This window comes from Sinosporangium album, assembly GCF_900100605.1.
GTDB lineage: Bacteria > Actinomycetota > Actinomycetes > Streptosporangiales > Streptosporangiaceae > Sinosporangium > Sinosporangium album.
In genome coordinates, this window is record NZ_FNCN01000003.1 from 321,075 (window position 1) to 340,981 (window position 19,907).

The 19,907-nt window shown below is 70.5% G+C and carries 14 protein-coding genes; 9 read left to right on the top strand and 5 right to left on the bottom strand.

The features are described 5' to 3' along the window. Positions 1 to 90: 90 nt before the first annotated feature. From hrpA to BLQ73_RS04795, 3 genes are all read left to right on the top strand, one after another. Positions 91 to 3,933 carry an ATP-dependent RNA helicase HrpA gene (gene hrpA, locus BLQ73_RS04785; RefSeq protein WP_093168599.1) on the top strand — a complete coding sequence of 1,281 codons (3,843 nt, stop codon included), beginning with the start codon at positions 91 to 93 and terminating at the stop codon, positions 3,931 to 3,933. Between the two features lie 67 nt (positions 3,934 to 4,000). Next, positions 4,001 to 4,663 (top strand): HAD family hydrolase, encoded by a 663-nt coding sequence (locus BLQ73_RS04790; protein ID WP_093168601.1) that lies wholly within the window; start codon positions 4,001 to 4,003, stop codon positions 4,661 to 4,663. Positions 4,664 to 5,005: 342 nt separating this feature from the next. Beyond that, positions 5,006 to 6,436 carry a cytochrome P450 gene (locus BLQ73_RS04795; protein WP_176955275.1) on the top strand — a complete coding sequence of 477 codons (1,431 nt, stop codon included), beginning with the start codon at positions 5,006 to 5,008 and terminating at the stop codon, positions 6,434 to 6,436. Here the strand turns inward: BLQ73_RS04795 and BLQ73_RS04800 are convergent. Continuing rightward, the gene (locus tag BLQ73_RS04800) at positions 6,411 to 7,814 is read right to left on the bottom strand and encodes an FAD-binding oxidoreductase (RefSeq protein ID WP_093168605.1); all 1,404 of its coding nucleotides are present in this window, start codon (positions 7,812 to 7,814) and stop codon (positions 6,411 to 6,413) included. The two genes, BLQ73_RS04795 and BLQ73_RS04800, sit on opposite strands and share 26 nt — an antisense overlap. Then, positions 7,811 to 9,415 carry a benzoylformate decarboxylase gene (mdlC, locus tag BLQ73_RS04805; RefSeq protein WP_093168607.1) on the bottom strand — a complete coding sequence of 535 codons (1,605 nt, stop codon included), beginning with the start codon at positions 9,413 to 9,415 and terminating at the stop codon, positions 7,811 to 7,813. The genes BLQ73_RS04800 and mdlC overlap by 4 nt, the downstream gene beginning before the upstream one ends. A gap of 119 nt (positions 9,416 to 9,534) precedes the next feature. On the opposite strand from mdlC, the gene BLQ73_RS04810 reads away from it, so the two are divergent. Genes BLQ73_RS04810 through BLQ73_RS04820 form a run of 3 tightly spaced genes read left to right on the top strand, consistent with a single transcriptional unit; the run spans position 9,535 to position 13,943 of the window. Continuing rightward, entirely contained in the window at positions 9,535 to 11,391 is a 1,857-nt protein-coding gene (locus BLQ73_RS04810; RefSeq protein WP_218125619.1) for a peroxidase family protein, read from the top strand. A gap of 60 nt (positions 11,392 to 11,451) precedes the next feature. Then, positions 11,452 to 11,709, top strand: a complete 258-nt coding sequence (locus tag BLQ73_RS04815; RefSeq protein ID WP_093168609.1) for a hypothetical protein — start codon at positions 11,452 to 11,454, stop codon at positions 11,707 to 11,709. Next, on the top strand, positions 11,706 to 13,943 hold the full coding sequence (locus BLQ73_RS04820) for an acetoacetate decarboxylase family protein (protein WP_093168611.1): 2,238 nt from the start codon (positions 11,706 to 11,708) through the stop codon (positions 13,941 to 13,943). The genes BLQ73_RS04815 and BLQ73_RS04820 overlap by 4 nt, the downstream gene beginning before the upstream one ends. Before the next feature lie 110 nt (positions 13,944 to 14,053). Here the strand turns inward: BLQ73_RS04820 and BLQ73_RS04825 are convergent, their stop codons facing one another. Beyond that, complete coding sequence (locus BLQ73_RS04825) at positions 14,054 to 14,449, bottom strand: hypothetical protein (RefSeq protein ID WP_093168613.1); 396 nt, start codon at positions 14,447 to 14,449, stop codon at positions 14,054 to 14,056. 313 nt (positions 14,450 to 14,762) lie between these two features. On the opposite strand from BLQ73_RS04825, the gene BLQ73_RS04830 reads away from it, so the two are divergent. The 3 genes from BLQ73_RS04830 (at position 14,763) to BLQ73_RS04840 (ending at position 17,821) form a co-directional block, all read left to right on the top strand. Beyond that, positions 14,763 to 16,154, top strand: coding sequence for an NAD(P)/FAD-dependent oxidoreductase (locus tag BLQ73_RS04830; protein ID WP_176955276.1), 1,392 nt, complete (start codon positions 14,763 to 14,765; stop codon positions 16,152 to 16,154). 232 nt (positions 16,155 to 16,386) lie between these two features. Further along, complete coding sequence (locus tag BLQ73_RS04835; protein WP_245690790.1) at positions 16,387 to 16,968, top strand: GntR family transcriptional regulator; 582 nt, start codon at positions 16,387 to 16,389, stop codon at positions 16,966 to 16,968. Between the two features lie 46 nt (positions 16,969 to 17,014). Then, on the top strand, positions 17,015 to 17,821 hold the full coding sequence (locus BLQ73_RS04840; protein WP_093168619.1) for a tyrosine-protein phosphatase: 807 nt from the start codon (positions 17,015 to 17,017) through the stop codon (positions 17,819 to 17,821). Between the two features lie 29 nt (positions 17,822 to 17,850). On the opposite strand, the gene BLQ73_RS04845 is transcribed toward BLQ73_RS04840, so the two are convergent. Together BLQ73_RS04845 and BLQ73_RS04850 are read right to left on the bottom strand one after the other, a co-directional pair. Then, positions 17,851 to 18,891, bottom strand: a complete 1,041-nt coding sequence (locus BLQ73_RS04845) for a Gfo/Idh/MocA family protein (RefSeq protein ID WP_093168745.1) — start codon at positions 18,889 to 18,891, stop codon at positions 17,851 to 17,853. A gap of 105 nt (positions 18,892 to 18,996) precedes the next feature. Then, positions 18,997 to 19,902, bottom strand: a complete 906-nt coding sequence (locus BLQ73_RS04850; protein WP_093168621.1) for a proteasome assembly chaperone family protein — start codon at positions 19,900 to 19,902, stop codon at positions 18,997 to 18,999. Positions 19,903 to 19,907: the final 5 nt, after the last annotated feature.

The window sequence follows — 19,907 nt, forward strand, 5'->3', positions numbered from 1 at the left end:
TTGGCGGAGACCCCACCCGTTCTGCCTATCCTGTCGGGTGGCCGTGCGGGAGGTGCGCGGCCGGGGGACCACGGCCATGGGAACATTTCCTTGAAATCTGCGCTCGACGATCTGCACGCCCGCCTGGCGGAGCTGACGACCCGCGACCGGGGCCGGCTCCGGCGCCGCCTCGACGGCCTGCGGCGGGTGAGGGACGACGCCTCACGGCACAGGATCCTCGCCGAGATCGAGGCGGAGGTCGACAAGGCCGAGGCCCGCGTCCGGCTGCGGCGCGACTCCGTGCCGGAGTTGCGCTACCCCGAGGAGCTCCCGGTCAGTCAGCGCCGCGACGACCTGCTCGCGGCGATCCGCGACCACCAGGTGGTGATCGTCGCCGGCGAGACCGGCTCGGGCAAGACCACGCAGCTCCCCAAGATCTGCCTGGAGCTCGGGAGGGGCGTGCGCGGCCTCATCGGCCACACCCAGCCGCGCCGGATCGCCGCCCGCACCGTCGCCGAGCGCGTCGCCGAGGAGCTCGGCACCGAGCTCGGCCAGGCGGTCGGCTACAAGGTGCGGTTCACCGACCAGGTGGGCGAGGGCACCCTGGTCAAGCTGATGACCGACGGCATCCTGCTGGCCGAGCTGCAGAACGACCGCCTGCTGGAGCAGTACGACACCCTGATCGTGGACGAGGCCCACGAGCGCAGCCTCAACATCGACTTCATCCTCGGCTACCTCAAGCAGGTCCTGCCGAAGCGCCCCGACCTCAAGGTGATCATCACCTCGGCCACGATCGATCCCGAGCGCTTCTCGCGCCACTTCGGGGACGCCCCCATCGTCGAGGTGTCGGGGCGCACCTACCCGGTCGAGGTGCGCTACCGCCCGCTCGGCGAGGACGACGACCAGATCCAGGGCATCATCGCCGCGGTCGACGAGCTGAGCGCCGAAGGGCCGGGGGACGTCCTGGTCTTCCTCAGCGGTGAGCGGGAGATCCGCGACACGGCCGACGCGCTGGTCAAGCGCGACCTGCCCCGGACCGAGGTCCTCCCGCTCTACGCGCGCCTGGCCGCGGCCGAGCAGCACCGCGTCTTCGCGCCGCACAGCGGCCGGCGGATCGTGCTCGCCACCAACGTGGCGGAGACCTCGCTGACGGTCCCCGGCATCAAATACGTGATCGACCCGGGCTTCGCGAGGATCTCGCGCTACAGCCACCGCACCAAGGTGCAGCGGCTGCCCATCGAGGCCGTCTCACGCGCGTCGGCCGACCAGCGCAAGGGCCGCTGCGGACGCACCTCCGACGGCATCTGCGTGCGCCTCTACGAGGAGGAGGACTTCCTCGCCCGCCCCGAGTTCACCGATCCGGAGATCCTGCGCACCAACCTGGCCTCGGTCATCCTGCAGATGACCTCCATCGGCCTCGGCGACATCTCGGCGTTCCCGTTCGTGGAGCCCCCCGACCAGCGCCAGGTCAAGGACGGCGTCAATCTGCTGCAGGAACTCGGCGCCTTCGACTCCGCGCGGTCGTTGACCCCGCTCGGCCGAAGACTCGCGACGCTGCCCGTCGACCCGCGTCTCGCGCGCATGGTGCTTGAGGCCGACAAGAACGGCTGCGTGCGCGAGGTGATGGTCATCGCCGCGGCGCTGTCCATCCAGGACCCCCGCGAGCGGCCCACCGACAAGCAGCAGCACGCGGACCAGATGCACGCCCGGTTCACCGACAAGGAGTCGGACTTCCAGACCTATCTCAACCTCTGGGAATACCTCCGGGAGAAACAGCGCGAGCTGTCGTCGGGTCAGTTCCGTCGGCTCTGCAAGGCCGAGTTCCTCAACTATCTGCGCGTCCGCGAATGGCAGGACATCTTCAGCCAGATCCGCCAGGTCGCCTCCACGCTCGGCGTCACGCTCAACAGCACCCCCGGCGAGCCGTACAAAGTGCATGTGTCCCTCCTCGCCGGACTGCTCTCCCACGTCGGCCTGAAAGACCCGGAGAAGCACGAATACCTCGGCGCGCGCGGGGCGAAGTTCGCGGTGTTCCCCGGCTCGGCGCTCTTCAAGAAGCAGCCGCGCTGGGTGATGTCCGCCGAGCTGGTCGAGACCTCCAGGCTCTGGGCGCGCGTCAACGCCAAGATCGAGCCCGACTGGATCGAGCCGCTCGCCGCCCACCTCGTCAAACGCGCCTACTCCGAACCGCACTGGGAGAAGCGGCAGGGCGCCGTCATGGCCCTGGAGCGGGTCACGCTGTACGGCGTGCCCATCGTCGTCGACCGCAAGGTCAACTACGGCCGCATCGACCCCGAGCTCTCCCGCGAGCTGTTCATCCGCCACGCCCTCGTCGAGGGCGACTGGGACTCCCACCACCGCTTCCTCAAGGAGAACCGCAAACTCCTCGGCGAGGTCGAGGAGCTGGAGAACCGCGCCCGCCGCCGGGACATCCTCGTCGACGACGAGGCGCTGTTCGACTTCTACGATGCGCGGCTGCCCGCCGATGTGGTCTCCGCCCGCCACTTCGACGCCTGGTGGAAGAAGGCCCGGCACGGCGACCCCGACCTGCTCACGTTCTCATCCGAGATGCTGATCAACGAGGGAGCGGACGTCAGCGCGCGGGACTACCCCGACGTCTGGCGGCAGAGCGGGCAGCGCATGCGGTTGACCTACCAGTTCGAGCCCGGGGCCGACGCCGACGGCGTGACCGTGCACGTGCCGCTCCAGGTGCTCAACCAGGTGAGCGCCGACGGGTTCGACTGGCAGATCCCCGGCCTCCGGGAGGACCTCGTCACCGCGCTGATCCGGTCCCTGCCCAAGCCGCTGCGCCGCAACTTCGTGCCCGCCCCCGACTACGCGCGGCGGGTGCTGAGCGCGGTCAGGGCCGGCGAGGAGCCGATGCTCGAGGCGGTCGAACGCGAACTGCTCAGGCTCACCGGCATCCGGGTGCCGCGCGACGCCTGGAACCTCGACCAGGTGCCCGACCACCTGCGGGTGACCTACCGCGTCCTCGATGACGGGAAGCGCGCCATCGCCGAGGACAAGGACCTCGACGCCCTCAAGCGCTCGCTGGCGGGCCGAGTGCGCGAGACCCTGTCGGCGGCCGGGGGCGGCATCGAACGGCGCGGCCTGCGCGCCTGGGACTTCGACGAGCTGCCCACGCTGTTCGAACAGGGCCGCGTGAAGGCGTATCCCGCGCTGGCCGACGACGGTGACAGCGTCGCGATCCGCATGTTCGAGACCGAGGCCGAGCAGCGCCGCTCGATGTGGGAGGGCACGCGGCGGCTGATCCTGCTCAACTCGCCCTCGCCGGTCAAGCATGTGCTGGGCGGCCTCGGCAACCAGGCCAAGCTGTCCCTGAGCCGGAGCCCGCACGCCGGGGCGGGCGCCCTGTTCGACGACTGCGTGGCCTGCGCCGCCGACAAGCTGGTCGCCGAGGCCGGCGGCCCCGCCTGGAACGCCGCGGGTTTCGCGGCGCTGCGCGACCACGTCCGGTCCCATCTGGTCGACACGACGACCGAGGTCGTGGCCAGGGTGGAGCGGTCGCTCGCTGTCTGGCACGGGATCGGCGTACGGCTCGCCGGGCTCGGCGCGCCCCGGGTGGCCGACGCCGTCGCCGACGTACGCGATCAGCTTTCGCACCTCGTCTTCGACGGCTTCGTCACGGAGACGGGCTACCGGCGCCTGCCGGACCTCCACCGCTACCTGCGGGCGGTCGAACGGCGGCTGGACAAGCTGCCCGACGACCCGTTCCGCGACGGGCAGTGGATGGCGACGGTGCACCGGGTCGAGGACGACTACCACGAGCTGCTCGAACGGCTCCCGCCCGCGCGCCGCGAGGCCGAGGACGTCGCCGAGGTGCGCTGGATGATCGAGGAACTGCGGGTGAGTTTCTTCGCGCAGGCCATCGGCACCCCGGCCCCCGTCTCCGAGAAGCGCATCCGCAAGGCCATGGACCGCTTCGCCCCGTAGAGCCCGGTGGAGATGATGTGGGGCTTCGGCCCGTAAAGTACGGGGACGCGGTGGAAGGAGAAGGCGCATGGTCCGGGTAGTGGTCTTCGACGTCGGTGAGACGCTGATCGACGAGACGCGGATCTGGTCGCGGTGGTCGGACCGGCTCGGAGTGCCGAGGCTCACCATGCTGGGTGTGCTCGGGAGCATGGTCGCGGTGGACCGGTCGTACTCCGACGCCTTCGAGCTGGTGCGCCCGGGGCTCGACGTGGACGCCGAGCTCGCCGCCTGGGAGCGTGACGACCCGCACGGGCTGCGCGAGAACTTCGACGCCGACGACCTCTACCCGGACGTCCGGGGAGGCCTCGCCGCCCTGCGCGAGGCCGGCCACCAGGTGATCGTCGCCGGAAACCAGCCGCCTCAGGCCGAGGGCGCCCTCGCCGCGATGGACCTGCCGGTCGACTCGATCCACACGTCGGCGGGTTGGGGGGTGGAGAAGCCCAAGCCCGAGTTCTTCGACCGGGTGGTGGAGGTCGCCGGATGCGGGCCGGGCGAGATCCTCTACGTGGGCGACCGGCTCGACAACGACGTGGTGCCGGCCAAGCAGGCGGGCATGCGCGCGGCGCTGCTCCGCCGGGGGCCGTGGGGCTATGTGCACGCGGCCCGGCCGGAGGCGGCGCAGGCCGATCTCGTGGTGGACGGCCTGTGGGAGCTCGCGGTGGCCCTGGGGGAGGGCCGCCTTCGCGCGTGAACCACGATCTCCCTGCGAATGGCGTGAAAGGCTGCGAAGCCGCGAAAGGCGGGGAGAGCACTAATTGGAGCTCCATTTGTTTTACCAGTGGCGCTGTGCGACTCTGTGTGGCTCTGCGTGGCTCTGTGTGGCTCGGATTTTGGTTGCAGTGTTTAAAGGATATTTAGCGGGATTTCACTGGATGTGGTTTTCCCGAGGGGGCGAAACGTTCCCCTAGGAGTGGGGCGAACGGTAGGCGCATCCCCCCGATCAGATGGTTTCCTGTCCTGGTCAGGTGCTCTGTCCGAGACTCGCGGGTAGGGCATCGTCCAGATGTCCAGGCGTCCATTTGGGGGGACCGCTATGGCAAAGCCCATTCCGCGTGCCACGGCACTGGAGAACCTCCGGTTCTCGCTGACCTACACCATTCCGGGTCTCCTGCGCGGCGCGTTCACGACCCAGCCGCGTTGGCTGGACCTGATGGCGAGACTCGACACCAATCGGCGCGCCAACGACGTCGTCACCAAACTGCGCGTCCGGTACGGCGGGCGCTCCATCTGGGTCAGGGGACCGGTCGGCCCGGTGCTGCTGGTGCTGTCGCAAGGCGACATCAAACGTGTCCTGTCCGCCTCCGACCACGCCTTCTCCCTGGCGAGCCCCGAGAAGGTCGCAGGGCTCAGCCTGTTCCAGCCCGACTCCCTGGTGCTGTCGGCCGGCGAGCTCCGCGACGACCGCAAGGGCTTCAACGAGGCCGTCCTGGCTGCGGAGGAGCGGGTGCACCCGCTCGGCGACCACTTCATGACCGTCGTCGCCGACGAGATGGACGTCCTGCTGGCCGGTGTGGGCGTGGGCCTGCTCACCCGCGACGCGTTCGACGCGGCGTTCGCCCGTGCGGCCCGGCGCATCCTGTTCGGGGACTCGGCGCGGAACGACATCCGGATCAGCCGCCTGCTCCGGGCCCTGCGCGCCGAGGCCAACTGGCTGGGGCTGCGCACGTGGCGCTCACGGCGCAACCGCGCCCTGCTGCGGAGGATGAACGGCAAGATCCGCTCCTATGCCGCGAAGGCCGAGCCCGGCAGCCTCATGGCCATGTTCGCGCAGGCCCCCTCCAGCGCCAGGACCGACCCGGTGGGACAGGTGTCGCACTGGCTCATGGCCTTCGACGTGCTCGGCATGGGCATCATGCAGACGCTGGCGCTGTTCGCGGTCCACCCCCTGAAGGCCGCCGAGGCCGCCGCCGACATCCGGTCCGCCGAGGAGGAATACGGCAAGGGCACGGTCGCGGCCGTCACGGCGATGCCGTACCTCAAGGCGAGCCTGCTGGAGGGCCTGCGCCTGTGGGCGCCCGTCCCGACGCTCATGCGGGTGACGACCGAGCCGGTCGACTGGCACGGCGACAAGCTCCCCGCGGGGGTCAACGTGATGATCCCGGCGTCGCTGCACCACAGGAACCCGCAGCTCGGCTACGCCGACCGGTTCGCGCCCGAGGCGTGGATCTCCGGCGAGGCGGGGGAGGACTGGTGGATCAATCCGTTCAGCCGGGGCCGGGGCCAGTGCCCGGGGGCTAGCCTGGCGCTCCTGATCGGCCCGGCGGCGCTCGCGGCCCTGCTGCGCGACCGCCGCTACGAGCTGCTCGAACCGCAGATGCGGGCCGACCGGCCGCTTCCGCTCACGATCAACGCGGCGAGGTTCAGATTCGCGGTGCGCCTGCCCGGTCCGTCCGCGCCCCGGGAGGCGGTGCCCGAGGCGCGAAAGGCCGGCGCGGACTCTAGGCCAGCACCTTCCCAGGATTGAGGACGCCCTCCGGATCCAGCAGGTTCTTGATGCCCTGCTGGATCCGGAGCGCTCCGGGGTCGAGCTCGCGGCGCAGCCACTCCCGCTTCAAGATGCCCACGCCGTGCTCGCCGGTGATGGTGCCGCCGAGCGCGAGGCCCGCCTCCATGATCGCGTCATAGGCCCTCTCGGCCCGTGCGAACGCGCTCGGGTCGGCCTGGTCGAACACCACCGTCGGATGCAGGTTGCCGTCGCCGGCGTGCCCCACCGTCGAGATGTAGAGGTCGTGTTCCGCGGCGATCAGCGCGATCCGGTCGATGAACTCCGCGAGCCTGGTGCGCGGCACCGCCACGTCCTCGATGAACGCCGTCGGCCTGCCGGGCAGCGAGGCCGCCTGCCGCTGCAGCGCGGGCAGCACCAGCCGCCGCGCGTCGAGCACACGCTTGGACTCCTCCTGGTCCGCGGCGACGGTCACGGCGACGGCTCCGGCCGTACGGCACAGCTCGGCGATGGCGGCCACCTCGGCCGCCGGGTCGCGGTCGTCGCACTCGACGATGAGCGTGGCCGCGGCGTCTCCCGACAGCATCGGGTGGCCGACGTCGGCCACGGCCCGGGTGGTCACCTGGTCCATGAGTTCGAGGGCCGACGGCACGTGCCCCCTCCCGATGATCGCCGCCACCGCCTCGCCGGCGGCGGTCGCCGACGGGAACTGCGCCAGCATCGCGAGCGACGGGCCGGGTGCCGGGCGCAGCGACAGTGTGGCCTCCACGATGACGCCGAGCGTGCCCTCGGAGCCGACGAACAGCCTGGTGAGGTCGTAGCCGGCGACGCCCTTGACCGTGCGGCGGCCCGTCCTGACGAGCTCGCCGTCGGCCAGGACCACCGACAGCCCGAGCACGTAGTCCGCCGTGACCCCGTATTTCACGCAGCACAGCCCGCCCGCGCCCACCGCGATGTTGCCGCCGATGGTGCAGTCGTTCCAGGAGGCGGGGTCGGGCGGGAAGAACAGCCCGTGCGCGGCGACCGCGTCGGAAAGGCCGCGGTTGGTGACGCCGGGCTCGCAGCGGACCAGCCGGTTGCCCCGGTCGATCTCCAGGATCCGGTTCATGCGCAGCAGCGACAGCACGATGCAGCCGTCGTCGGCGTTGGCGGCCCCGGCGAGGCCGGTGCGGGCCCCCTGCGGCACGACCGGCACCCCGTGGGCGTGGGCGACCCGCAGGACGTGTCGGACCTGCTCGGCGGTCTCGGGGGTGACGACGACGGCGGGGGTGCCCGCGGGGCTGAAGGGCGCGCTGTCGCGCGAATGCCGTTCGAGGGTGTCGGCGTCGTCGTGGACCATGTCGGAGGCGAGGCCGGCGCGCAGCGCCGAGACCCAGGTGAGTTCGACGGACGTGGTCATCGGTTGAGGTCCTCGATGGTAGAGATGATCGGGACCTCGATCAGCGTGGGCCCCTTGGCGGACACGGCGGACGCCACCGCCGCGGTGAGCTCGTCGCGGGTCGTGACGTGGCGGGTCGCCAGGCCGTAGCCTTCGGCGATCGAGCGGATGTCGATGCCGGGGAGTTCGAGCCCGGGAATACCCGAGACCTTCTCCAACCGGCCGAACCACTTGAGGATGGCGTATTCCCTGTTGGTGAGCACGATGACCGTGAGCGGGACGCCGTAGGCCGCGGCCGTCCACATGGCGGGCAGCGCGTAGTGCATCGACCCGTCGCCCATGACCGCGACGACCGGGCGGCGGGGGGCGGCGAGCTGGGCCCCGACGGCGGCCGGCAGCCCGAATCCGAGGCCGCCGCCGGTCGTGAACAGGTAGGCGCCGTCGGCGCCGATGCGCACGTGGTCCTGGAACATCAGCGAGTTGGACGGCGACTCGTTCACCCAGATCGCGTGGGAGGGTACGGCTTCCGCCAGCGCGGCGAACACGCTGATCGGCGACATCCCGCCCTCTTCGACGAGGTCGGGTTCGGGCTGGGGCCTGCCCCGGGGCGGCACCCGGCGGCCGGAGGGGGTCACGTACTCGGTGAGCAGTTCCAGCGCCGACCGCGCGTCGCCGACGATCGCGTCGCCGACCGGGGCCTTGGCCGCCTCCTGGGGGTCGGAGGTGATGTGCACCAGTGAGGCGCCCTCGGGGAGGAACGCCCCCGGAAGGTACGGGTAGTAGCGGAAGACCGGCGCCCCGATCACCACGATCAGGTCGTGTCCGCCGAGGGCGGCCGACACCAGGGAGATGCCGGGCGGCAGGAAGCCCTGGAAGTGGGGGTGGTCCTGGGGGAAGCAGAGCCGCCCCTCCAAGGGGGCGGTCCACACCGGGAGGGCCGCCCGCTCCGACAGCGCCACGGCGACCTCGATCGCCCCGGTCGACGCGACCTCCCCGCCCAGCACGAGGGCGGGGTTGACCGCCGAGGAGAGCCGCCGTGCGAGGTCGGCGATGGGCCCCGGCATGGGCGGCGTGCGGGACACGACCTTGCGCCGGGCGAGGGTGAGACTCTCGGCCTCGTCGACCTCGGCGTCGAAGTCGTCCATCGGGAGCGAGACGAAGACGGGCCCCGCGGGAGGAGAACTCGCCAGGTGAAATGCGCGGGCCAGCGCGGCCGGGACATCCTGGGCCCGCGGTGGCTCATATGACCATTTGACGGCGGGTCTCGGGAGCATTGTCGCATCGGTGTTCGTCAGAAGCGCCTCCATCGTCATCATGGCGCGGACCTGCTGGCCGGCCGTGACGACCATAGGCGTGCGATTCGCGGCGGCGTTGACTATGGCGCCCATGGCATTGCCAAGGCCGGCGGAGGTATGCAGATTCACCAGTGCCGTGGTGTGCGAGACCTGGGCGAATCCGTCGGCCATGCCGACGACCACGGCCTCCTGGAGCCCCAGCACATATCGGAAATCGCCCGGAAACTCATTCAACATCGGCAATTCGGTTGATCCTGGATTGCCGAAAATTGTGGTTATGCCGTGTGCTCTGAACAAATCGAACACGGCGGTACGAACGATACTCACGTAAATCCGTCCCTCCTCGCGCGGTCCTTCTCTGAAGGTTCAGAGAATGTAACGTTGGGTTCGCGTGCTGTCACGCTACGCGACAATCGATGGTGGAGAGATCCAAGCGGGAGAATCACATGGTCCTTGAGCGACCCACCCAGAGCGGCGACCCGTCGGGCCGCCCCTCTGACGGGCCCCCCGGCGATCGAGGGGCCGTGCACCGCGCATCCGGGAGCGTCCCCGAGCGGCCCCTGGAGAGTCGCCGGCGGGCCGAGAAGCCGTGGCACGGACGGGTCCTGCCGTTCGCCGTGGCCGCTCTGGCACGCATGCGCGAAGACCTGCGCAGACACAACCTCCACGACACGTGCGGCGCCGGGGGCGAGCGCTCCCGCACCGCGTCCCCGGGGACGCCGGCCCACCGCAGCTACGACGGGTCGGGCTACGACCTCGACGACGTCGACATGGGCCGCGTCGGCACCCGGTTCGACCGCAACGCGCCGCTCGCCATGACCTTTCCCGAGCCGATGGACCGGCTGATGTCACCGAACCCGCGCGAGGTCGCCGACCGGCTCCTGACGCGGACCGGGTTCATCCCGGCCCGCTCGCTCAACATGCTGGCGGCGGCCTGGATCCAGTTCCAGAACCACGACTGGTTCAGCCACGGGGACAACCACGAGGCCGCCCCGCTGGAGGTCGAGCTCGCCGAGGACGACCCGTGGCATGAGCGGCCGATGCGCATCCGGCGCACCCGCCCCGACCCGACCGCCCACACCGAGGACGGGCGGCCGCCGACCTACGAGAACACCGTCACCCACTGGTGGGACGGCTCCCAGCTCTACGGCAGCTCCGAGGAGCGCTGCCTGCGGCTGCGCTCGGGCGAGGACGGCAGGCTGGCCATGGTCGGCGGGCGGCTTCCCGACGAGGACGCTCCGGGCCTGTCCGGCATCGACCTCACCGGCTTCTCCGACAACTACTGGGTCGGCCTGTCGATGATGCACACGCTCTTCGCGCGTGAGCACAACGCCATCTGCGACATGCTGCGCGCCTCCTACCCGTCCTGGGGGGACGAGCGGCTGTTCCAGACCGCGAGGCTCATCAACACCGCGGTCATAGCCAAGATCCACACGGTCGAGTGGACGCCCGGCATCCTCGACACCCGCGCGCTGCGCCTCGGGATGAACATCAACTGGTCCGGGCTGGTCGGAGCGCGGTGGCGGCGCGGCCACGGCCGCCTCGGCCGCAGCGACGTGATCTCCGGCATCCTCGGATCGCGGCACGACCACCACGGCGCGCCGTACTCCACGACCGAGGAGTTCGTCACCTGCTACCGGCTCCACCCGCTGATCCGCGACGACTACCCGATCCGCTCCCACCACAGGGGCGGGCTCGTGGAGACGGTCGGCCTGATGCCGCTCCAGGGGCTCGACACCCGTGGCGCTGTGGACAAGTACGGCATGGCCGACCTCTTCTACAGCTTCGGTGTGATGCACCCCGGCGCGATCACCCTGCACAACCACCCCGCCGTCCTGCGCGACCTCCTCCGCATCAACGGCGAGCACATCGACCTCGGCACCGTCGACATCGTGCGCGACCGCGAACGCGGAGTCCCCCGCTACAACGCGTTCCGCCGCATGCTGGGCAAGCGCCCGGTGACCGGCTTCGGCGAACTGGAGTCCGGCGACCTGCTGCGCGACGTCTACGACGGCGACGTCGACAGGATCGACACGATGGTCGGGATGTACGCGGAGACCCCGCCGCAGGGGTTCGGCTTCTCCGAGACCGCGTTCCGCATTTTCCTGCTGATGGCCTCGCGGCGCCTGAAGAGCGACCCGTTCTTCACCGACCTCTACACCCCGGAGACCTACACGCCGGAGGGCCTCGCGTGGATCGACGAGACCGGCATGGTCGACGTGATCCACCGCCACCACCCCGAACTGGCCCCCGCCCTCGCGGGGCTCGGCAACGCCTTCGCCCCGTGGCGGAGGCTCTCGTGACCGCCCGCGACACGTCCGAAGGAACCGCCCGCGACATGTCCGAAGGACAGGTGAGCCGCCATGGCCGTTGAACCTGTGCGTGTGTCGATGCTGGCCCAGAACACCAGGGCCGACGCACGGCGCATGACCGAGCAGGCGCTGCGCCTGCGGGACGCCGCCGTGAAACTGCGCGGCAACCCCATGATGCCCGCCTGGTTCGAGGCCACCGTGCGCGAGCAGATCAGCCGCTGCATGGCCGCCGCCGCCGAACTGGAGGTGGCGGCCCAGCGCATGGAGGAGCACGCCGGCGACCTGCTGGGGCGCAGGAGGCCGCGATGAGCGTCGACGACATGACCCACCCGGACGCCGGGCCCGTCCACGCCGACCGCGACGTGCTGGAGCGAGGCGAGACCGGCACCTACGCCGGCGACCTGGCGGTGGTCGGCCAGGTCGCCGCCGAGATCGCCAGGGCCGCCGACGAGATCCGCGGAGTGTCGGCCAGGCTCACCGCCACCGTCTCGCGGCTCGGCCTCGCCGGCGCCCGGGGGAGGGCCGCACGCTCGGCCCTCGCCGCGCAGCGGGCGCTGCTGCGGGCTGTGGTCTCCCCGCGCGGACTCGGCTACGCCCTCACCGGCGGCAGGCTCGGAGCCACAGCCGAGCGGATCGGCGGCTGGACCGGGCAGGAGAGCCTGGCGGTGATGGTGGCGGTCACCTCCCTGCGGCTGCGCATCGCGGCCGTCGCCGAGGCCCACCCCGAATGCATGACCGACCCGGCGCTCCACCGCCTGATCCAGGCCGTCAGCGCCGACAAGTCCCTGCAGGCCGCCCGTGCCCTCCGCGAGATCGTCAAGGACCGAGGCATCCAGCAGACCCTCACCCGCATCGCCCCCATCTTCATCGAGTTGCTCGCTGTCAACGCGCTGCTGGACGAAAACCCCGCCAACGACGAGTCGGGATGGGCCATCGCCGCGGGGCGGTCGATCACATCGGAGCCGCTGCTCGGCGTGTCCGTCAACGCCGTGTGCCGGTGGGACGTCGGCGACGGCTCGGCCGAGCCCGTCGAGCTCGCACCGGCCGAGCGGGCCAAGCTGAGCGAGGCGGGCACGGTCAACGGCTTCCTGCGCAACATCGCGATCGTCGGAAACACCGGGCGTGTCCTCATCCAGCGCATCCAGGGGCCCGACGGCGTCGAACGCTATGCCGTACACATCCCCGGCATGCAATGCGGGATGCCGCGCAACGACTCGCCGCAGGACATGGTGGGCGCGTGGCGCAACACCCTGATGAACGAGTCGCCCTACACGAGGGCGGTGGCCAAGGCGATCGAGCACTTCGGAGTGCCGGACAAGGCGGAGATCGCGGTCATCGGACACAGCGAGGGCGGCGCGGCGGCCATGAACCTCGCCCAGGAGCCCGCGTTCCACGAGCGCTATTCCCTGACCCACGTGATCGCGATCGGGGCGCCGGTCGACTTCAAAAAGCCTCCCCCGCACGTCTTCGTGGCCACGATCACCAACCAGCACGACCTGATCCCGAGCCTTGACGGGCAGGGGCCCGGATCCCCGTTCCACTTCCACCCCGACTGGTACGTCGTTGACTACACGGACTCCACCCACGAGTTCCCTGTCTGCCACAACGCCTGGCATTACCTCGACAACCTCGAATACGACCTCCACGAGGCCAGGGAGCACATCAACGCGTCGCTGGCCCCCTACCAGGGCACGGTCACCGCGGCTCAGGCATACCGGCTGTTCGACGAGGTGCGTTCCCCCGACGGCTTCCCGTTCCTCACCGTCGCCACCTCGCTCACCGAGACCGCTTCGGGGCCCGTGGAGATGCCGGTGCGCTGCTCCGACGGCACCGCGGTCAACGCCTTCTTCCACGCCGACGCCGACGCCGCCCGCGAACTGCTCGCCGGCACCGGCCTCGCGCCCGCTCTGCTCGGCGGCCGTGCCGTGGTCGCCGTTCTGCCCCGCGCCTACCGGAAGACCTCGATCGGCGCGTTCCAGGAGGTCGGCGTCGCCGTGGTCGTCCACGACCCGTGGCGGCCGAGGCCGCTGCTCGTCTGGCCGGAGCTCCTCAGGCGGGGCGACCGGCGCGGATCGGGGCTGCGGGTGCTCGACCTCGCGATGGGCCCCGGCGGGGCGCCGGGCCTCGCGGCGGGCAGCGCCGTCGCCCCCGGCCTCGCCCGTGAGGTATGGGGCTATCCGGCCTTCCCCGCGCAGGTGGGTGTGGCCCTGTCGGGCAACGTGCTGACCGTCGACGTGCGGGAGGAGGGGCGGCCCGTCATGGAGCTCGCCGGTCGCCTCGGGCCGTGGACGCCCGGCCCCGAGCTCGATCTCGTGACCTACTCCAGAAAGGACGGCGCCACCCTGCGCTCCCTGGTCGACACCCGGGGGGCTCAACGCCTCCACCTGGTGTCCGGTCTGCGGCTGCGCGCCTCCGGCGACCATCCGATGGCCGAGCGGCTCCGCGTGCTCGGCCTCGACGGCACCCGCCCGTTCCTCGTCCTCGCCACCGACCGCCTTCAGGCGAGGCTCGGCGCCGGCGCGCCGGTCACCCTTCCCGCCTAGCCGGCGCCGACATCTCCCGGACACCGGGGACGCCGACGGGCGGGGTGCGATCCGCACCCCGCCCGTCGCGCTGGGCCCCGTGGTCCGGCCCTTCAGCTCAGTGTGCCCCTTCAGCCCAGCGTGACCCCGAGGAAGAGGGCGGCCAGCGCGAACACCCCGCTGAGGGATCCCAAGGCCGCGGTCGCCCCCTTGGTCTTGGCGCGGGTGTGCAGGAAGGCCGTCGCACCCGACAGCGCGACGACACCGAGCTTGACGAAGAGCGTCGTCCGATATTCCGGAGCGGTGTCGCCGATCGTGAGGACGCTCCATACACCGGTCAGCACCAGCACCCCGAAGGCGGGCCAGGCGACCCGGTTGAACGCCTGTGCGGCGACCTTGGTCACCCCGTCGCCGGTACGGCGGAGCGCGGGCACCAGGAACGCCAGAGTGAACTGCCCGCCGACCCATATCGTGGCGGCGAGGACGTGGAGGAACACGCGAAGGGTGTCGAGGGATACCGAAAGCATTCGAACAACCTATTGACCGTCCGTCTCGGTGGCCAGCGCGGGGTCTCGTCCACAGATTGGCCATATGGAATGGCCAGTTGGCCACTCTCGACGGATCCGAGTGAGGGCCGGTCGGCGTTTCGGGGCCGTTCGCATCCGCGGATTCGGCGCAACCTGGCCGACACCGACGGTGAAAAGGCGCAGGTCCCCGGTGCGGGAAAGGCGTATTCGCGCGTATGCGCCCCGGGTGGCGCTGGAATTCCCCCGGCCTGCGTGCTCAAATGGCGGTGCCGGCGACCCGGCAGGTCCTCGTGATATTCAGACCATCCCCCGAATGCTCTGTCGAGCGCCGTGCGGAGATGGCGACCGAAAGGGCATTCAGGTGAAAGTTGATTTCGATGTGGCCGTCATCGGAGGAGGCCCGGCCGGTTCGACCGCCGCCTCCTATCTCGCTCGGGCCGGACTTTCCGTGGCCGTCTTCGAAAGTGATACATTTCCTCGGCCGCACGTGGGGGAATCGCTGGTGCCGGCCACCACTCCGGTCCTGAACGAGATCGGGGCACTGGAGAAGATCGACGAGGAGGGCTTCCCCAGGAAATACGGCGCCTCCTGGACCTCCGCGGAGTCCCGCGACATCCCCCACCTCGGCTATCGGGGCCTCAGCCACGACTGGACGGCCGAGGTCCAGTTCGTAGAGCGCGACCAACCGGGGGTCGACCGCGACTACACCTTCCATGTGGACCGTTCGAAGTTCGACGCCATCCTGCTGAGGCACGCCGGAGAGCAGGGGGCCAAGGTCTTCACCGGTGTCCGCGTGCTGAACGTCGACTTCGACGACCCGCAGGTCACGCGCCTGACGTGCCGGCTGGCCTCCCGCGAGGTGGAGTTCACCTCGCGCATGGTGGTCGACGCCTCCGGTCGGCAGACCCTGCTGGGGCGGCAGCTCAAGGTGAAGGTGGCCGACCCGGTCTTCGATCAATATGCCCTGCACACGTGGTTCGAAGGGCTCGACCGGGAGGCGATCGCCGGCGACGTGGCGCAGGCCGACCATATCTTCGTCCACTTCCTGCCCATCAAGGACACCTGGCTGTGGCAGATCCCCATCACCGACACGATCACCAGTGTGGGGGTGGTGACGCAGAAGAAGAGGTTCGCCGCGGCGAACGCGGGGCGTGAGGAGTTCTTCTGGGACTTCGTCTCCAGCAGGCCCGAACTCCACACCGCGCTGCAAAAGGCCCGCCGTATCCGGCCGTTCAAACCGGAGGGCGACTACAGCTACGCGATGAAGCAGATCTGCGGCGACAGATTTGTGTTGATCGGGGACGCGGCGCGGTTTGTCGACCCCATTTTCTCCAGTGGTGTCAGCGTCGCTCTCAACAGCGCGCGTATCGCCTCGCGCGATATCATCGCGGCGCATAAGGCGGGCGACTTCTCCAAGGCCAGGTTCGCCACCTACGAGAACAAGCTCCGGCGGGCGGTTCGGTATTGGTATGAATTCATCTCCATCTACTACCGGTTGAACGTGCTGTTCACCGCCTTCGTGCAGGATCCGCGTTATCGCATTGATGTGTTGAAGATGCTCCAGGGCGATGTCTACGACGGGGAAGAGCCCAAGGTCCTCCAGGCCATGCGCGAGGTGGTGGCGGAGGTGGAGAGCAATCCCCGGCACCTCTGGCATCCCTACCTCGGGACCCTCCGCGCCCCGACCTCGGCACCCGCCTTCTGACGCCCGCGGGCGGGGCGGACGCCGTACGGCGGGAGCCCGGCTCGCCCGCCGTGGAACCCGTCTCGCCGACGGGACAAGTGCCGACGGGTAGCGCCGACGGGTAGCGCCGACGGGACATGCGTCGGCGGGAGTGTGGCGGGCTGCGCCGGGATGGTGGCGGGGGGCGATGGCCGCGGCGGCCCCGCTGTACCACTTGGTGAGGCGCGGAGCTCGCGCCGATAGGGTCGAGGATATGGCGATGGTCTCTGAGGGGCGCCCGGACGCGCGGCCGCGTGTGCTGGTGCGACGCGGTCTGCCGACGGCTCCCGCCGTACGCGGGTCGATGTCGCTGTTCATGGCCGAGGCTCAGGGGCAGGGGGTGCTGCCGGGGCGGGAGATGGTCTATGTGGGATCTGAGCCCGCCGGGGAGGCGGTGGCTCCGGCATTGAGGGTGAGCCCGGGCACCGAGGTGATCGCCCGGCGCAAGGTGCTGACGGCCGACGGTGTGCCGGTGCGCGTGGCGACGAGCTACTTCCGGCTCGACGTGTTCGGCGGCACGAGGCTGGCCGAGCAGGGCTTCGTGACGCCGTCGCTGCAGTCGGCGATCGGTGAGCTCGGCCACGAGTTCGGATCCGCCGAGGAGACGCTGGTCGCCAGGCTCCCGACGGCCGAGGAGGCGGGTCTGCTGGAACTCGATCCGGGGGAGTGGGTCGTCTGCGTCGTACGGGCGAGCTATTCCACGGAAGACGTGCCGGTCCATGTCTTGGAAACGGTGTGTTCGGCTACTCGTCACATCTTTCAGATCCGGCAAGTGGCAGGTCACGACGAGTTTTAGCGCAGGTCAGCCGCCCGACATGTGCCGACATGTAGGGTCAACAGGGATGAATGAAATTTCACGCTGGATAGATCTCGACGGTGCCGTCAACGTGCGTGACCTGGGCGGACTCCCCACGCGGGACGGCGGTGCCACGCGATTCGGCCGAATCCTCAGATCGGACAACCTCCAAGGGCTCACGGCGGGCGACCTCTCCCGCCTCGTCGGCGAGTTGAACCTCCGCCACGTCGTCGACCTGCGCTCGTACCCCGAAGTGGAACGCGAAGGCCCCGGTCCCCTCACCCGGTTCCCTGAGGTCAGCATCCACCACCACACCCTGTTCGCCGAAGGCGGCCGACACACCGACGTCGAGGCCGACCGCCCCTCGATCGACGCCGACAAGGTGCTGCCCTGGCAGCGGCCCTTCGACGAGGAGCAGCTCGCCGAGATGAGGGTCACCGGCTTCTACTACGGCTATCTGCGTGACAGGGCCGACTCGGTGCTCGCCGCCCTGAGGGTGCTCGGCAAGAACGACGGCGCGGCCATCGTGCACTGCGCCGCGGGCAAGGACCGCACCGGCGTCGTGATCGCTCTGGCGCTGGCGATCGCCGGGGTCACCAGGGAGGCCATCGTCGCCGACTACGTCGCGACCGGCGATCGCCTCGAAGGCATCCTCTTGCGGCTGCGCGCCAGCGACACCTACCGCGAGGACCTGAACTCCCGCCCGGCCGACGACCACCGTCCGCGCGCGGAGTACATGGAGCAGTTCCTCGGCGTTCTCGACGACCGCTACGGCGGGCCGCTCGGCTGGCTCGACGCCCAGGGGTGGACGGGGCAGGACACGCGGGCCCTCCGGAGCCGCCTGCTCGGCTGAGCCCGGCACGCTCAGGGGTGCCTGAGGGATCAGGTGAGGTGGACGACCCGGCTCTCCAACGCCGACAGGTGGGCGGCCTCGATCACGGCCGCGGTCGCCACCGCCTCCTCTGGGTCCACCGGAGGAGGCGCCCCCTCCCGCAGCGCGGCCACGACGCCGCGGTAGAAGTCGAGGTAGGCGCCCGGCTCCGTGGGCACCGTACGGCTGTCGCCCTCCGTGCCGACCACCCCCCACCGCTCCCGCGGCTCGCGGCCGAACTCCGGCGCGGCGGGGTCGTGCCCGGCTCTGAGCCGCTCCTCCTGCACGTCCAGACCGTGCTTGACATAGGCGGCCCGGGAGCCGAGGACGCGGAAACGCGGCCCGGGCAGAGGCGTGACCGCGCTCATCCACAGGTGGGAGCGGGCGCCGCTCGCGTGGGTGAGGGCGACGAACGTATCGTCGTCGGAGACGACGTTCTCGCGTCGGACGTCGGTCTCGCAGTAGACCTCCCGCACCGGCCCGGCGAGCCAGAGCGCCTGGTCGACGAGGTGGCTGCCGAGGTCGTAAAGCAGCCCGGAGACCTCCTCCGGACCGCCGGTCTCGCGCCAGCCGCCCTTGGGGACGGGCCGCCACCGCTCGAAACGGGACTCGAACCTGCGCAGCTCGCCGAGCCCGCCCTCCGCCAGCAGGCGTCTCAACGTCAGGAAGTCGCCGTCCCACCTGCGGTTCTGGTAAACGGTCAGCATCAGCCCGCGCGACCGGGCCAGCAGCGTGAGCTCCTCGGCGTCGGCGGCGGTGGCCGCGAACGGTTTGTCGACCACCACCGGCAGGCCGGCGGTGAGCGCGGCGCGCGCCAGCGGCACGTGGGTGCGGTTGGGGGAGGCGACGACGATCAGGTCGCTTCCCTCCCAGAGCTCCTCGGGGTCGGCCACGACACGGGCGCCGTATCTCTCCCGCGCGTCGGCCGCGCGGTCGGCGTCGCGCGTCACCACGCCGGTCAGCCTCAGGCCGGGCACGGCCGCGATCAGCGGGGCGTGGAAGAACGCCCCCGCCACGCCGTAGCCCACCAGGCCCACTCGGATCTCGTCCACCACCGCCCCCTTTCGGGATCACGATAGCGGGTGCCCCGATGCGCGCCGGTGGGCGCGGGCCCGTCGGGCTCCGCCGTACGGCACCGGCCTGATCAGCGGCGCGCCCTAGATGTCCTGGTCTCCGCGTTCGGCGAGGAAACGCTCGAACTGGGCCGCGAGCTCGTCGCCGGTCGGCATCGGGGTGCTCTCGGCGATGAGGTTCTCGCGCTCCGAGCCCCCGGCGAAGGCGTCGTATTGCTGCTCAAGCCCGACGATGGCGGTGGACAGCTCGGCCGAGCCCCGGATCTGCTCCTCGATCTCGTTGTTGGTGCGGTCGGCGGCTGCGTGCAGGGTGTCCATGGGGAACACCAGCCCGGTGTTCCGGCTCACTGCAATCAGCGCGGTGATCGCTGCCTGGGGGTATTCGGCCTGGGCGAGGTAGTGGGGCACGTGGACGGCGTAGCCGACCGCTTCGTGGCCCTTCTCCCCGAGCCGGAACTCGATGAGCGAGGCGGCGCTGCCCGGCACCTTGACCCGGCCGAAGTTGCTGGACTGCCCGTCGGTCAGCTCGGGGCTGGTGGCATGGGCGGTGACGCCGAGGGGCCGGGTGTGGGGGATGGCCATCGGGATGCCGTGGGTCGTGACGAGCCGCCGTACGCCGAACCGCTCGACGAGCTGGGCCACGGCGGCGGCGAACAGCTCCCACTCGCGGTCCGGCTCAGGGCCGCTGAGCACCAGGAACGGCGTGCCGGCCACGTCGTGCGCCAGCCGTACGGACAGCTCAGGGGTCTCGCAGGACACCCATCTGTCGGTGTCGAAGGTCATGACCGGACGTCTCGACCTGTAGTCGAGGAGGCGATCGACGTCGAACGTGGCCACGGTGCTGTGGTCGAGCTCGGAGAGCAGGTGCTCGACGGCGAGGCGTCCGGCCGCCCCCGCGTCGACGAATCCCTCGAAGTGATAGAGCAGTACCGGATCACGGAGGTTGGATACATCACCGTCGAGCCGGTAGAGATCTGTCGGGTCGGTCACGGTGT